The 15138-nt window shown below is 62.9% G+C and carries 16 protein-coding genes; 12 read left to right on the forward strand and 4 right to left on the reverse strand.

What is annotated here, in order from left to right; all coding sequences use genetic code 11:
• Positions 1-417: 417 nt before the first annotated feature.
• The 4 genes from bioA to bioB are packed head-to-tail and all read left to right on the forward strand — an operon-like array spanning position 418 to position 4793.
• On the forward strand, positions 418-1767 hold the full coding sequence (bioA, locus tag M0D68_RS32630; RefSeq protein ID WP_266226457.1) for an adenosylmethionine--8-amino-7-oxononanoate transaminase: 1350 nt from the start codon (positions 418-420) through the stop codon (positions 1765-1767).
• Complete coding sequence (bioF, locus tag M0D68_RS32635; RefSeq protein ID WP_266226459.1) at positions 1767-2951, forward strand: 8-amino-7-oxononanoate synthase; 1185 nt, start codon at positions 1767-1769, stop codon at positions 2949-2951. Before bioA ends, bioF begins: the two co-directional genes overlap by 1 nt.
• Entirely contained in the window at positions 2948-3679 is a 732-nt protein-coding gene (gene bioD, locus M0D68_RS32640; protein WP_211706109.1) for a dethiobiotin synthase, read from the forward strand. The genes bioF and bioD overlap by 4 nt, the downstream gene beginning before the upstream one ends.
• A gap of 34 nt (positions 3680-3713) precedes the next feature.
• The gene (gene bioB / locus M0D68_RS32645) at positions 3714-4793 is read left to right on the forward strand and encodes a biotin synthase BioB (RefSeq protein WP_211706108.1); all 1080 of its coding nucleotides are present in this window, start codon (positions 3714-3716) and stop codon (positions 4791-4793) included.
• Positions 4794-4886: 93 nt separating this feature from the next.
• Here bioB and M0D68_RS32650 read toward each other — a convergent pair whose 3' ends face one another.
• Together M0D68_RS32650 and M0D68_RS32655 are read right to left on the reverse strand one after the other, a co-directional pair.
• A complete protein-coding gene (locus M0D68_RS32650) occupies positions 4887-5912 on the reverse strand; it encodes a sulfate ABC transporter substrate-binding protein (protein WP_266226460.1) in 1026 nt (341 codons plus the stop codon).
• A 146-nt stretch (positions 5913-6058) separates the two neighbouring features.
• The gene (locus tag M0D68_RS32655) at positions 6059-6661 is read right to left on the reverse strand and encodes an alpha/beta hydrolase (RefSeq protein WP_093644754.1); all 603 of its coding nucleotides are present in this window, start codon (positions 6659-6661) and stop codon (positions 6059-6061) included.
• A gap of 292 nt (positions 6662-6953) precedes the next feature.
• Between M0D68_RS32655 and M0D68_RS32660 the strand changes: the two genes are divergently transcribed.
• The 6 genes from M0D68_RS32660 to M0D68_RS32685 all read left to right on the forward strand — a co-directional run bounded on the left by M0D68_RS32660 (position 6954) and on the right by M0D68_RS32685 (position 11093).
• Positions 6954-7895 (forward strand): glyoxylate/hydroxypyruvate reductase A, encoded by a 942-nt coding sequence (locus tag M0D68_RS32660; RefSeq protein ID WP_266226462.1) that lies wholly within the window; start codon positions 6954-6956, stop codon positions 7893-7895.
• 76 nt (positions 7896-7971) lie between these two features.
• Entirely contained in the window at positions 7972-8898 is a 927-nt protein-coding gene (locus M0D68_RS32665) for a hydroxymethylglutaryl-CoA lyase (protein ID WP_211703932.1), read from the forward strand.
• Positions 8899-8940: 42 nt separating this feature from the next.
• A complete protein-coding gene (locus M0D68_RS32670; RefSeq protein WP_200652540.1) occupies positions 8941-9462 on the forward strand; it encodes a YbaK/EbsC family protein in 522 nt (173 codons plus the stop codon).
• Between the two features lie 4 nt (positions 9463-9466).
• A complete protein-coding gene (locus M0D68_RS32675) occupies positions 9467-9694 on the forward strand; it encodes a DUF1289 domain-containing protein (RefSeq protein ID WP_054037809.1) in 228 nt (75 codons plus the stop codon).
• Positions 9691-10176: a MaoC family dehydratase gene (locus tag M0D68_RS32680; RefSeq protein ID WP_266226463.1), complete on the forward strand. Its 486-nt coding sequence runs from the start codon at positions 9691-9693 to the stop codon at positions 10174-10176. The genes M0D68_RS32675 and M0D68_RS32680 overlap by 4 nt, the downstream gene beginning before the upstream one ends.
• A complete protein-coding gene (locus M0D68_RS32685) occupies positions 10173-11093 on the forward strand; it encodes an MBL fold metallo-hydrolase (protein ID WP_266226464.1) in 921 nt (306 codons plus the stop codon). The genes M0D68_RS32680 and M0D68_RS32685 overlap by 4 nt, the downstream gene beginning before the upstream one ends.
• Before the next feature lie 333 nt (positions 11094-11426).
• On the opposite strand, the gene M0D68_RS32690 is transcribed toward M0D68_RS32685, so the two are convergent.
• Positions 11427-12326, reverse strand: a complete 900-nt coding sequence (locus tag M0D68_RS32690) for a DMT family transporter (protein ID WP_211703935.1) — start codon at positions 12324-12326, stop codon at positions 11427-11429.
• A gap of 114 nt (positions 12327-12440) precedes the next feature.
• Here M0D68_RS32690 and M0D68_RS32695 point away from each other — a divergent pair, with 114 nt between their 5' ends.
• Entirely contained in the window at positions 12441-12911 is a 471-nt protein-coding gene (locus tag M0D68_RS32695; protein ID WP_093644768.1) for an Lrp/AsnC family transcriptional regulator, read from the forward strand.
• A gap of 39 nt (positions 12912-12950) precedes the next feature.
• Here M0D68_RS32695 and M0D68_RS32700 read toward each other — a convergent pair whose 3' ends face one another.
• The gene (locus tag M0D68_RS32700) at positions 12951-13841 is read right to left on the reverse strand and encodes an alpha/beta fold hydrolase (protein WP_266226465.1); all 891 of its coding nucleotides are present in this window, start codon (positions 13839-13841) and stop codon (positions 12951-12953) included.
• A gap of 323 nt (positions 13842-14164) precedes the next feature.
• Between M0D68_RS32700 and M0D68_RS32705 the strand changes: the two genes are divergently transcribed.
• Positions 14165-15124, forward strand: a complete 960-nt coding sequence (locus M0D68_RS32705; RefSeq protein ID WP_266226466.1) for a nitronate monooxygenase family protein — start codon at positions 14165-14167, stop codon at positions 15122-15124.
• Positions 15125-15138 lie beyond the last annotated feature (14 nt).

Raw genomic sequence — 15138 nt, forward strand, 5'->3', positions numbered from 1 at the left:
CGCCCCGCACAGGGGCAACGCTAATAGACCACTAACAATTCAAGGAAAGGCCAAAGCCCTAATAACACGGCCAACAAGCGCCAAGCAGACCAAAACCCCGCCAAAAATCCGCCGAGCAGGCACCAAACCCCAAATCCCCGCCCATAAGGCGCAACTACTTTGACGTCGTCAACTCCCCCCATCAGCGGCCTTCAAACCAAAACAGAAACCACCTGCCGCGAACAGCACCCAACCCCATCGCCGAAGGCAAAAACCACCCCTCACCCCCTAGTGCACAGCGAGAAATAAACCGCTAATCTCGACCCCGCAAGCCTCCCCAAAGGCCGCGCGCAGCGCAAGAAACAACCCGCGCCGCGACTGAAATGGCCCTAAAAAAGCCAGCCGTGCAACGGCAAAAAAAGCACCTCGGAGTACCTTTTGGAAAAGTCAGCATCCCCTGAAGACTGGATCACCCGCAGCCTGCGTGCCGTCTGGCACCCCTGCACCCAGATGAAACACCACGAACGTCTGCCGCTCATCCCGGTCGCGCGTGGGCAAGGCGCGTGGCTCTACGACCGCGCAAACAACCGTTATCTGGACGCGATCAGCTCCTGGTGGGTCAACCTGTTCGGCCACGCCAACCCGCGCATCAACGCGGCATTGAAAGATCAGCTCGATACCCTCGAACACGCAATGCTCGCCGGCTGCACGCACGAGCCAGCCATCGAACTCGCGGAGCGCCTCGGCGCGCTCACCAACAACACGCTCGGTCACGCGTTCTTCGCATCAGACGGCGCATCCGCCGTTGAAATCGCGCTGAAGATGAGCTTCCACTCGTGGCGCAATCGCGGCTTCGCGGACAAGCAGGAATTCGTCTGCATCGCCAACAGCTATCACGGCGAAACCATCGGCGCGCTCGGTGTCACCGATGTCGCGCTCTTCAAAGACGCCTACGACCCGCTCATCCGCAACGCGCATGTCGTCGCCTCGCCCGATGCGCGCCTCGCACAAGCAGGCGAAACCGCCGCCGACGTCGCGCGCCGCGCGCTCGATCAGGTTCGCTCGTTGTTCGAAGCACGCGCGACGAAAATCTCGGCGCTGATCGTCGAGCCGCTCGTGCAATGCGCGGCCGGCATGGCAATGCACGACGCGTCGTATATCGCCGGCTTGCGCGCGCTGTGCGATCAGTACGGCGTGCATCTGATCGCCGATGAAATCGCCGTGGGTTGCGGTCGCACCGGTACGTTCTTCGCGTGCGAACAGGCCGGCATCTGGCCGGACTTCCTGTGTCTGTCGAAAGGGATCAGCGGCGGCTATCTGCCGCTCTCGATCGTGCTGTCGCGCGATGAAATCTTCGACGCCTTCTATCACGACGATACCGCGCGCGGTTTTCTGCACTCGCATTCGTACACGGGCAATCCGCTCGCGTGCCGCGCGGCGCTCGCCACGCTCGATCTGTTCGCGAGCGACAACGTGCTCGCCGTCAACGCGCAGAAATCCGCCAGGCTGAAGGCCGCGCTCGCGCCGCTCGCCGAACATAAGCACGTGCGCAATCTGCGTCAGTGCGGCACGATCTTCGCGTTCGATGCCGTGATCGATGACGCTCAGCAAGCCAAAACATTCTCGCGCCGTTTCTTCGAAAACGCGTTGCGGCGCGAACTGCTGCTGCGCCCTATTTCGACCACGGTGTATCTGATGCCCCCCTACATCCTCGACGACGAAGAAATCGCGCTGCTCGCCTCGCGCACACGCGAAACTTTTGAAGCCACGCTCGCGGAGACCCGCTAATGCATCTGCTCGACACACTCACCGAAGGCCTCAAGGAAATCGACGAACGCGGTCTGCGCCGCCATCGCCGTACCGCTGACACGCCGTGCGCCGCACACATGACGGTCGACGGCCGCGCGATCATCGGCTTCGCCAGCAACGACTATCTTGGCCTCGCCGCGCATCCGAAACTGATTGCCGCTATCGCTGAAGGCGCGGAACGCTATGGCGCCGGCAGCGGCGGTTCCCATCTGCTCGGCGGCCACTCTCGCGCGCACGCGCAACTCGAAGACGATCTGGCCGAATTCGTCGGCGGCTTCGTCGACAATGCGCGCGCGCTCTACTTCAGCACCGGCTACATGGCGAATCTCGCGACGCTCACTGCGCTCGCTGGCCGCGGCACGACGCTCTTCTCCGACGCGTTGAATCACGCGTCGCTGATCGACGGCGCGCGTTTGTCCCGCGCTGACGTGCAGATCTATCCGCACTGCGATACGGAAGCGCTAAGCGCGATGCTCGCTGCCTCGGACGCCGAAGTCAAAGTAATCGTCTCCGATACGGTATTCAGCATGGACGGCGACATCGCGCCCCTGGCACGTCTGCTTGAACTTGCAGAGCAGCACGGCGCATGGCTGATCGTCGACGACGCGCACGGTTTCGGCGTGCTCGGTCCGCAAGGCCGTGGCGCGATTGCAGAAGCCGCGCTACGCTCGCCGAATCTGATTTCGATCGGCACGCTCGGCAAGGCCGCGGGCGTGTCGGGTGCATTCGTCGTCGCTCACGGAACTGTGATTGAATGGCTCGTGCAGCGCGCGCGTCCGTACATCTTCACGACTGCGTCGGTGCCGGCTGCGGCGCATGCGGTGTCGGCGAGCCTGCGCATCATCGGCGGCGAAGAAGGCGATGCGCGCCGTGCGCATCTCAAGAAACTGATCGAACGCACGCGCGCGATGCTCAAAGCGACGCCGTGGCTGCCGGTCGATTCGCACACTGCCGTGCAGCCGCTGATCATCGGCGCGAACGATGCCACGCTCGACATCGCGGCCACGCTCGATCGTGCAGGTCTCTGGGTGCCGGCGATCCGTCCGCCGACCGTGCCCGCGGGTACGTCGCGGCTGCGTATTTCGCTTTCCGCCGCGCATTCGCAAGCGGATCTGGATCGGCTCGAAGCAGGCTTGCAACAACTCGGGGCGAAGGCGGCATGAGTAGCTCGAGTCAAAGCGCCCTGTCTCTATTCGTCACCGGTACAGATACGGAAATCGGCAAGACCTTCGTCTCCGCAGCGCTGCTGCGCGGTTTCGTTCGCGAAGGCCTGCAAGCCGCCGCGATGAAGCCGATCGCCGCGGGCGCGTTCGAAGTGAACGGCGTGCTGCACAACGAAGACGCCGATCAACTCGACGCCGCGTCGAGCGTTCTGCTGCCGCCGGAGATTCGCACGCCGTATCTGCTGAAGGAACCGGCCGCGCCACACATCGCCGCCGCACTGGAAAACGTCACGTTCGATATCGATCACATCGTTGATTGCCATGCGCAGGCTTTGAAGCAAGCCGAGATCGTCGTGGTGGAAGGCGTGGGCGGTTTTCGCGTGCCGCTGACTGCAACGCAAGATACCGCCGACCTCGCCGTCGCGCTGAAGCTGCCGGTCGTGCTGGTGGTCGGCATGCGCCTCGGCTGCATCAGCCATGCACTGCTCACCGCCGAAGCGATCGCCGCGCGTGGCTTGACGCTCGCCGGCTGGGTGGCGAACCGTGTCGATCCGGACATGACGTTCCCCGACGAAAACATCGCCTCGATTCGCGAGCATCTTGCGCGTGAATACGACGCCCCCTTGCTCGGCATCGTGCCGCATTTGAGCCCGGCTTCGCCCGAGCTCGCGGCCGATCAACTCGACATCAACCGACTCCTGCAGACGCTGCACCACGCGCAGCGCTGAAAACCCATTACATCCATCCATGAGGATTGACGACATGACGCAACTGAACATCGCTCCGACGCCAGCCGACACGGCCGCCGCCAACAACAACGCAGCAGCAGGCGCCAAGCCGATGGCCAAGTGGCGCGTCGCCGACATCGTCGCGCTGTACGAACTGCCGTTCAACGACCTGATGTTCCGCGCGCAGCAAACCCATCGCGAACACTTCGACGCCAACACTGTGCAGCTGTCGACGCTGCTGTCGATCAAGACCGGCGGTTGCGAAGAAGATTGCGCGTATTGTCCGCAGTCGGTGCATCACGACACGGGCCTGCAAGCCGACAAGCTGATGCCGGTCGATGAAGTATTGGCCGCCGCTAAGGTCGCCAAGGAAAACGGCGCGACGCGCTTCTGCATGGGCGCGGCGTGGCGCAATCCGAAGGACCGCCACCTCGAGCCGATCAAGGACATGATCCGCGGCGTGAAGGCGATGGGCCTCGAAACCTGCGTGACGCTCGGCATGCTGGAAACGCATCAGGCGCAAGGTCTGCGCGAAGCGGGTCTCGATTACTACAACCACAACCTCGATACGTCGCCGGAGTTCTACGGCCAGATCATTTCGACGCGCACGTATCAGGATCGTCTCGATACGCTGGAACGCGTGCGTGATGCAGGCATCAACGTATGCTGCGGCGGGATTGTCGGTTTGGGCGAATCGCGCCGCGAGCGCGCCGGCCTGATCGCGCAACTGGCGAACATGGAGCCGTATCCGGAATCGGTGCCTATCAACAACCTGGTGCAAGTGGAAGGCACGCCGCTGACCGGCACCGAAGCGATCGATCCGTTCGAGTTCGTCCGCACGATCGCAGTTGCGCGTATCACGATGCCGCGCGCGATGGTGCGTCTGTCGGCAGGCCGCGAGCAGATGGACGAAGCGTTGCAGGCGCTGTGCTTCCTCGCCGGTGCGAACTCGATTTTCTACGGCGACCAGTTGCTGACCACCAGCAACCCGCAAGCCGAAGCGGACCGCAAGCTGCTCGAACGCCTTGGCATTCGCGCAGAAGCAGCGCAGCAGATGCCGTTGGATCAGAGCGGTTGCGAGCATGATCAAAACGCGCACGCTGCGCCGAACTAAAGAACTACGCGTACGAAGCGCGTGCGATAGATCGCACGCAATGAAAAAGGCCACCTCGATTCCGAGGTGGCCTTTCTACTTCCAAGCAAAGATCTACTTCTTGTCGACGATGATCTGATCGAACGTCCCGCCATCGGAGAAATGCGTTTGCTGGGCTTTCTGCCAGCTACCGAACATCTCTTCGACGGTGAAGGTCTTGATCGGCTTGAACTCGCCCGCATGCTTCGCGAGCACGTTCTTGTCACGCGGACGTAGGTGGTGTTGCGCAATGATTTCCTGCGCAGCCGGCGACCACAGATAGTCGAGGTACGCTTGCGCTTCCTTGCGCGTGCCGCGCTTGTCGACCACCTTGTCGACGATCGAAACCGGCGGCGCAGCCAGCAGGCTCACCGACGGATACACCGCTTCGAAGTTGCCCGCACCCACGCCCGTGTCGATCAACGACACTTCGTTTTCGAACGTCACCAGCACGTCGCCGATACCGCGTTGCGTGAAGGTCGTCGTCGCACCGCGGCCGCCCGTGTCGAGAATCGGCACGTTCTTGAAGATCGCTTTTTCGAAATCGATCGCCTGCGCATCGGTGCCGCCGTGCTGCTTGCGATAACCCCATGCAGCCAGATACGCGTAGCGGCCGTTACCCGAAGTCTTCGGATTCGCGATTACCACTTGCACACCGGGTTTGGCGAGGTCGTCCCAGTCCTTGATGTGCTTCGGATTGCCCTTGCGCACGAGGAACACCATCGTCGTGGTGTACGGGGCGCTGTCGTCCGGCAGGCGCGCACGCCAGTTGGCGGGCACCAGTTGGCCCTTTTCGGCGAGCAGGTCGATGTCGTTCGGCTGGTTCATCGTCACGACGTCAGCCTGCAGTCCTTGCAGCACCGACAACGCCTGCGCGCTCGATGCGCCATGCGACTGGCGAATCGACACGGTCTCGCCGCTCTTCTCTTTATATGCCGCGATGAAGCCAGCGTTGATGTCCTTGTACAGCTCGCGCGTCACGTCGTACGACACGTTGAGCAGCGACGTGTCTGCGTGCGCCGTCGAGATGCTGCCGAGCGCGAGCGTCATTGCCGTCATGCCGGCTGCCAGCCAGCGCGATGTCCCCGTCTTGCCTGCCATCTTGTCCCCGCCTATCGATGATGAAAACCGGTGGCCGCACAAACGTGCAGCGTGAAGCGGGATTCTAACGGATCGCTTACTGGTTCACTCGCGCTCATCTGCGGGCTCAACGGCGCGCTCAACTACGTGTTCAAGTCCTCCCTCACTCAGACATACGCGTGCTGCGCGACCTCGAACGTCTCTTCACGAAACCGCAGCGGCGCCGCGCAATGCACCAGCGTATCGACGAAATACTTGGCACGCGGCCACGGGCCGAATCCCGCCGCCGTATTGATATGTCCCGCGTCGCCGAGATTGACGAATGCGCTGCCGAAACGCTGCGCGAGATCGCGCGAACCGGCGAGCGGCATCCACGGGTCGGTTTCGCTGCCGATCAGAATCGACGGCACGCCGAGACGCCGCGCGTCGAACGGTCCGGCGAAGGCGAATTTCTCCGGGCTTGCCGGCGCGACGAACAGCACGCCGACCACATCGTTCGCATATGACGCCTGCTGCAACGCGTGCGCAGTCGCGAGGCAACCGAAGCTGTGGGCAGCCAGCACGAACGGCCCGCGTTCGCGCGCGAGCAGATCGCGCAGCGACTTCGCCCAGACGGCGACGTCCGGGGCGTCCCAGTCGGCCTGTTCGACGCGCAGCGAACGCGCGAATTGCCGTTCGAGCCATGTTTGCCAGTGCGCGCCCTCGCTGCCGTGGAGGCCGGGAACGGTGACGAGCCGCGGCGGCCATGTCGATTTGGTGCATGAAAGCATGTCTGTCCCTCGCTGCCGGAATCCGGGAAATGATTGTCCCGCCGGGCGTCGCAAGGGCGAACCAAGTTTTTGTGCTTTGTTTATGGCGCAAACGCGCGGCCATGTAGTAGCGGCAAATCGCACGCTCGTGCGCAAACGCGCGCGATTCACGGCGAAAAAGTAGAATGAAGCCTATCCGTAAAAGGAGGAGGCCCATGCCGCAAGCGTCGTGTGAAGTGCCGCGGGCGTTGCAGCCGTTCTACCGGGCCTCTCCCGTCATCCGACTCGACAAAGCACGCGCCTTCCGGACCGTATGAAAATCCTCTTCTACATGCCGCATTCCGACGCCGCCGCGTGGCTTCACGACTTCGCCCATGCGCTGCCGGAAGCCGATCTGCGCGAATGGCAGCCGGGCGACACCGACCCAGCCGATTTCGCGGTCGTGTGGCGCCCGCCGCGTGAAATGCTGGCCGGCCGCGACGGTCTGCGCGCGATCTTCAATCTCGGCGCGGGCGTCGATGGGATCCTCGGACTCGAACACGAGCAACCCGGCACGTTGCCGCGCAGCGCCCAGTTGATCCGGCTCGAAGACACCGGCATGGCCCTGCAGATGGCCGAGTATGTGACGCATGCGGTGCTGCGCTACCTGCGCCGTTTCGACGAATACCAGACGCTGCAAAACGAACGCCGCTGGGAAGTGCTCGATCCGCATCCGCGCGAGACCTTCACGGTTGGTGTGCTTGGCCTCGGCGTCCTCGGTACGCATGTCGCGCAAGCAGTCGCGGCGTTCGGCATGCCGGTGCGCGGGTATAGCCGCAGTGCGCGGCAAATCGACGGCATCACGACCTTCGCCGGCGAAGCACAGTTCGACGCGTTTCTCGACGACGTGAAAGTGCTGGTCAATTTGCTGCCGCATACGCCGGATACGGGCGACGTGCTGAACACCCGCACTTTCTCGAAGCTTGCGAAGGGTGCCTATCTGATCAACGTCGCACGCGGCGGGCATCTGGTCGAACAGGATCTGCTCGAAGCGCTGGCAAGCGGCCAGGTCGCCGCCGCGACGCTGGACGTGTTCCGCGAAGAACCGTTGCCGCCCGATCATCCGTTCTGGCAGGAGCCACGCATCACGATTACGCCGCATATTTCCGCGCTGACCTTGCGCGAAGAGAGCGTCGCGCAAGTCGCGCGGAAAATGACGGCGCTGATGCGTGGCGAAACGGTGAGCGGTGTGGTCGATATAGAGCGTGGATACTGAGCGCGGGGTTTGCACACCACCGAATTCATCTGAAGGAGCGCCGCCACGCGCGGGCTCATTGCATGGGAGACACATCATGGCCTTGCCCCAACGCGTCAAAATCGTCGAAGTCGGTCCGCGTGACGGACTGCAGAACGAGAAAGAATTCGTCCCCACCGCGATCAAGATCGAGTTGATCAATCGCTTGTCGGCAGCCGGCTTTCGCAACGTCGAATCCGCCTCGTTCGTCTCGCCGAAATGGGTGCCGCAGATGGCCGACGGCGCCGAGGTGATGGCCGGCATCGAGCGCCGCGCCGGCACGATCTACTCGGTGCTGACGCCGAATCTGCGCGGTTTCGAAGGCGCACTCGCCGCGCGGGCGGACGAGATCGTGATCTTCGGCGCCGCCAGCGAAGCGTTCTCGCAGAAGAACATCAATTGCAGCATCGCGGAAAGCATCGATCGATTCGCGCCCGTCGCGCAGGCGGCGAAGGAACATGGTCTGCGGATTCGCGGCAGCGTGTCGTGTGCGCTCGGCTGTCCGTATCAAGGCGAAGTGCCGGTGGCGTCGGTGGTCGATGTGGTCGAACGTTTCGCGGCGCTCGGTTGCGACGAGATCGATATCGCCGACACCATCGGCGTCGGCACGCCGAAGCGCACGCGCGAAGTGTTCGAGGCAGTCACCAAGGCGTTTCCGCGCGAACGTCTGTCGGGGCATTTCCACGATACCTACGGTCAGGCGCTCGCGAACATCTACGCGGCCTTGCAGGAAGGCATCGAGATCTATCACGCGTCGGTGGCGGGGCTCGGCGGCTGCCCGTATGCGAAGGGCGCAACCGGCAACGTCGCGACCGAAGACGTGCTGTATCTGATGAACGGCCTCGGCATCGAGACCGGCGTCGATCTCGCGCAAGTCGTCGCGATCGGTGATTTCATTTCGACGTCGATCGGCCGGCCCAATGTCTCGCGCGCCGGCAAGGCCTTGCTTGCCAAAGCACGCAGCGAACAGGCCAACTGCGTTTGACGCAGGCCACACACTTAGCCAAATCATTCAGGACCTGAAACAATGACGGATCACGCTTCCCTCGACGCCGACGATCTCGCCGCATTGCCTGACTCCGCACGCCGCGTCGCGCTTTTGTTGCGCGAACGCGGCCACGCTGGACGGATCGTGATGCTGCCGGAAACTGGCAAGACTTCCGCCGAAGCCGCAGCCGGCCTTGGCTGCTCGGTTGCGCAGATCGCCAAGTCGATCCTGTTTCGCCGCCGCGAAGACGACGCACCGGTACTGGTGGTCGCGAGCGGCGCGAATCGCGTCGACGAAAAGAAAGTCGCGGCGCAAGTCGGCGAGATCGGCCGTGCGGATGCGAAGTTCGTCCGCGAGAAAACCGGTTATGCGATCGGCGGTGTCTGCCCGATCGGCCACGCCACGGCGCCTGTCACGCTGATCGATGCCGACCTACTGGAACTCGACAGCCTGTGGGCCGCCGCCGGTCATCCGCATGCGGTGTTCAATCTGACGGCGCAGGAACTGATTGCGTTGACGGGCGCGCCGGCGCTCGACGTGGCGCTGCGCGAGACGGCGTGAAGCAATGACAGCGGGCATCGATAACGAAGACGACGAGGCTGCCGTGCCGTCACCGTGCATCAGCGTGTGCAGGATGGACGCTTCGACCGGTTGGTGCGAAGGCTGCTTGCGCACGATCGACGAGATCGCCAGCTGGTCGTCGTTCGACGACGACGCGAAGCGCGCCGTCTGGGACGCGATCGAGGAACGCCACGCGGAGTTCATGGCCAGGCAAGCGAAGGTGCAGCGGTGAACGCCGCGCCGCGTATCGTGAAGATCGGCGAGACGTTCAGCTCGACGCTCGAGCTATCGGCAGAATCGGTGAAGTCGTTCGCCACGCTCGTCAACGACTTCAACCCGCTGCATCACGACGACGCCTACGCCGCGCAAAGCCGCTTCGGCGGTTTGATCGCGTCCGGCACGCAACCGACCGCGTATTTCATGGCGCTACTGGCGACCTATTTTTCGACGTACGCGCAGCCGCTCGGCCTCGAGTTCGATATCAAGCTGAAGAAAGCCGTGCACGCGAACGATACGTTGACGATCACGTGGCGCGTGCGCGACGCGTACTGGAAGCCGAGTCTGAACGGCGATCTGACGCATCTCGAAGGAAGCGTGGTGAATCAGCGCGGCGACACCATGTTGATCGGCACGTCGACAATCCTGGTGATGCCGAAACCCGAAGCATCGGCGAATGCTGACGCAAGCACAAACCCGGACACAGGCGCACCATGATCAACCTACCGGCATCGGTCAGAGTGTTCGAACGCGGCTGGCTATCGTCGAACAATGTGCTGCTGGTCGATGAGACGTGTGCCGCTCTTGTCGATACCGGCTACGCGACACACGCGCCGCAAACCGTCGCGCTCGTGCAGCAAGTGCTCGGCGCGCGACCGCTCGATCTGATCGTCAACACGCATCTGCATTCGGATCACTGCGGCGGCAACGCGCTGTTGCAGTCGACATGGCCGTGCCGTACCGCGATTCCCGCATCCGAAGCCGACGCGGTGCGCGATTGGGACGAAACCCGTCTGACGTTTCGCGCCACCGGCCAGACCTGCGAACGTTTCACCTTCACCGAGACGATCGCGCCAGGCGCGCAACTGCGGCTCGGTGCGCTCGATTGGCAAGTGCTTGGCGCGCCTGGCCACGATCCGCATTCGTTGATGCTGTATTGCCAGGATGAACGCATCCTGATCAGCGCGGACGCGCTATGGGAAAACGGCTTCGGCGTCATCTTTCCCGAACTGGAAGGTGAAAGCGGTTTCGCCGAAGAACAGGCGGTGCTCGAAGCCATTGCGAAGCTCGACGTGCGGCTCGTGATTCCTGGCCATGGTGGACCCTTCACGAATGTCGAGCAGGCGCTGGAACGGGCATTTTCACGCGTTGCGTGGCTACGTGCCGATCCGGCACGTAATGCGAAGAATGCGTTGAAGGTGTTGATCGTGTTCAAGCTGCTCGAAGTCCGCGCGATGAGCTTCGACACCTTGCTGCGGATGCTCGACGATGCCGTGGCAATGCGCGCCGCCGCGACCATGCTCAAGCCGCGTGGTGAATGGTCCACATTGGTGCACACGATCGTCGAGGAGTTGGCGGCCAAAAACGGGCCATTGGAGATCGATGGCGAGCGCATCATCGCCCGCCAGGCTTGACGCACAGGGGGCCGGCGGCCGCGCGGCAAGCACAACACCAAAACCGTCGCGCCAAAAAGAAAGCCGCTCGACCATCAAGGCGAGCGGCGGAAATTCTGTCGGACGTGATCAGCGTCGATATGAATGATACGCGTGCCGGTTTTTTGACCGCATCAGTGATTTCCCTACAGAAGCTTGACACTGCCTTTTAAACCCGCATACAGACAGCATTACGAAGCTTCGTAGCCGCGCGCGTTGGGCGTCATTGGTCCGTCCATATGAACAATTGAACGCGCCGATTGCTCCGGAATCCGTACTATTGCCGAGTGATCCATCGGCATCTCAGCCATTCCATCAGGTCGAAGACAGGCGTTTCTGCGGCACGATCCGCCAGCCGAGATTCACACCGGCGGCCGCGAGCAGGATCAGCACCGCACCGAGCACCTGAATCCACGCGAGTGTCTGCCCGAACGCAACCCGGTCGACGATGATCGCCACCACCGGATAGATGAACGACAACGCGCCGGTCATCGAAGTCGGCAGCTTCTGGATTGCGCCGTAGAGCAGCACGTACATGAGCCCCGTGTTGACGATACCGAGCACGATCAATTCGAGCCACTGCACGCCGTTGGTCGGTAGCGCATCGAAGCGCACGAACGGCGCCAGCATCACGACGCCGAGCGACACCTGGATCAGCGCAATCAGATGCGGCGGCGTACCCTTCAGGCGCTTCGTGATAATCGACGAGACCGCGTACATAGCCGCTGCGCCCACGGCATAGGCGACCCCGACCAGATACTGGCCCGGCACCGCCAATACCGCGGGCTCGACCTTCACCACGAACACGAGGCCGATAAACGCGACCACCAGCCAGGCCACCGCCGACGCGCTGATGCGCTCGCGAAACACCAGTGCGCCAAGCGCGACCAGCATAAACGGCTGCGTGTTGTAGACGGCGGTCGCCATCGAGATCGACGCGCGTGAATAGGCCGCGAACAGCAGCACCCAGTTGATGACGATGGCCGCGCCGCCGAGCAGCGCGAGGCCGAGCATCTTCCAGGAAAAGAGCTTGCGCCTGAACAGGCCGAGCACGGCGCACACGAGCGCCAGCGTCGCGCCACCAAAAATACAGCGAAAGAACACCACGTTGAACGGACTCTGCTGCGACGACACCACCAGCCAGCCGATGGTGCCGGACATCAGCATGGCCATGGTCATTTCCGCCGCGCCGCGGCGAATCTCATTTGACGCCATGATTCGATCCTCGAATTGATTCCTGCATGAGAAGCAGTGTAATTAATCCGATCGCCCGAATACAGGGCTAAACTTAAGTCTTCCTGCGAAGAAACCTAATAATCGAAGGCTGTCATGACGAAACGCCTTGCTCCTGCCACACCCGCGACACTCGATGAAACCGACCGCGCGCTGCTCGCCGCGCTGGCGGCGGACGCCCGCCAGCCGGTCAGCGAACTGGCGCGCCGGGTTGGCCTCTCGGCGCCAAGTACGGCCGAGCGCGTCCGCAGGCTCGAAGCACAAGGCGTGATCGAGCGCTTCACCGTGCAGATCGATCCGCGCGCGCTCGGCTTCACGCTGCAGGCAATCGTGCGCGTGAAGCCCTTACCCGGGCAGTTGCATCTCGTGGAAGACGTGATCCGGCGAATTCCGGAGTTTGTCGAATGCGACAAGGTGACGGGCGACGATTGCTTCATCTGCCGCCTCTACCTGCATTCGATCGAGCAGCTGGATGAGATTCTCTCGAAGGTGACCGAGCGCGCGGAGACCAGCACCGCCATCGTCAAGTCGACGCCGGTTGCGCGCCGCTTGCCGCCGCTAGGCTGAGCGGAGCGCGCGGCAGTGCCGCGCGCTGAACGAAACCACTTACTGCTCGACCGCCTCGAAGAACGACAGCATTTCCGTGACCAATTCCTCCGACGCCTCTTCGGGAATGTAATGGCCGCACGGCAGTGAGCGCCCGCTCACGTCCCGCGCAACGTGACGCCATTCCGCGAGCGCGTCGAAGCACTTCTCGATCACCCCCTGCTCGCCCCACAACACACGCAGCGGACAGCCGATCTTGTGGCCGCGCTCGATGTCGGCCCGGTCGTGTTCAAGATCGATGCTCGCCGACGCCCGGTAGTCCTCGCACATCGCATGCACGGCGCCGGGCTGCGCCAGCGCGCTGCGATACGCGTCGAGCGCTTCGGGCGCGAACGGCGCAAGGCCCGCGTGACGGCTCCCCATCACCGCATCGACATACGCGGCTGGGTTGGCGCCGATTAGCGTTTCCGGCAGCGGCTCCGGCTGGATCAGGAAGAACCAGTGGAAGTAATGGGTCGCAAAGGCGCGGTCGGTGGCTTCGTACATCGCGAGCGTCGGCGCGATGTCGAGCAGCATCAAACGCTCGACGGCGTCGGGATGATCGAGCGCCATCCGGTGCGCGACGCGGGCGCCACGATCATGGGCGCACACGAGGAACCGTTCGAAGCCGAAGTGGCGCATCACGGCGACCTGATCGGCCGCCATTGCGCGTTTGGAATATGGCGTGTGGTCGGGGTCGCTGGCTGGCTTGCCCGAAGCGCCGTAGCCGCGCAGGTCGGTGGCGATGACGGTGAAGTGTTCCGCCAGTTGCGCCGCGCACCGCTGCCAGATCAGATGCGACTGCGGGTGACCGTGCAACAACAGCAGGGGCGGCCCTGACCCGCCCTTCACTCCGAAAATATCGACGTCGCCCACGGCGACACGAAAGGGCGTGAAATCCTCGAAGGCCATAGCGGGTCTCTTGTCGTTTGGGAGTCAAACCATTGTAGAAGCGCAATGTGTCGATGCGGGGTGGGATAGCCCACGCAGGCATAGAACCTGAACACTCCTTCCAACTGTTCTAAACGGACACGATGCGGCCGCTTCGCCTATAATCGAACGATCGTTCTTAAATTTTTGAGCGGTCATGGCAAACGCATGGCAAATGCGGAGTGGGATCGTGGCGGCAGCACGGCTGCTGGCCAGTCTCGACGCACCACAGGTCATGTGCCGCTAAACTCATTATCGCCGGGCGCTCTACACCGCACCGGCCCGTTTATCAGGAGACTCGCACCATGGCATTGCCCGCCGTCCTGCAAAAACTCGCGCTGCCCGTCGTCGCTTCGCCGATGTTCATCGTCAGCTATCCCGAACTCGTGTTGGCTCAATGTAAGGCCGGTATCGTCGGCTCGTTCCCCGCGCTGAACGCTCGCCCGGCCGAACTGCTCGACGAATGGCTCACGCAGATTCAGGCACAGCTCGCCGAGCACAAGGCGGCTAATCCGGACGCGATCATCGGGCCGATCGCCGTCAACCAGATCGTCCATCAGTCGAATACGCGGCTCGAGCACGACGTGCGTGTGTGCGTCGAACACAAGGTGCCGATTTTCATCACCAGCCTGCGGGCACCGGCGCGTGAGATTGTCGACGCAGTGCATAGCTACGGCGGCATCGTGCTGCATGACGTGATCAACCTGCGGCATGCGCAGAAGGCACTGGAAGCAGGCGTCGACGGGCTGATCCTGGTGGCGTCGGGCGCCGGCGGCCATGCGGGCACGACCTCGCCGTTCGCGCTGGTCGGCGAAGTGCGGCGCATGTTCGACGGCCCGATCGTGCTGTCCGGTTCGATCGCCAACGGCGGCTCGATTCTCGCCGCGCAGGCCATGGGCGCGGACCTCGCCTACATGGGCACGCGTTTTATCGCGACCAAAGAAGCACATGCGGTCGACAGCTATAAGCAGGCGATCGTCAATTCCACGGCCTCGGACATCATCTACACGAACCTGTTCACCGGCGTGCACGGCAACTACATCCGCGAAAGTATCCTGAACGCAGGGCTGGATCCGGATGCGTTGCCGGAATCGGACAAGACCGCGATGAACTTCGGCAGCGACAAGGCGAAGGCGTGGAAAGACATCTGGGGTGCAGGCCAGGGCGTCGGCCTGATGGACGACGTGCCGAGCGTTGGTGAGCTGGTTCAGCGTCTGACGAAGGAATATGACGACGCGAAAGCGCGGCTGGGGATCGCCTGGTAAGTGGCTGGTTAAGG

Origin of the sequence: Paraburkholderia sp. SEWSISQ10-3 4 (assembly GCF_030464785.1) — a bacterium.
GTDB classification, from domain to species: domain Bacteria; phylum Pseudomonadota; class Gammaproteobacteria; order Burkholderiales; family Burkholderiaceae; genus Paraburkholderia; species Paraburkholderia aspalathi.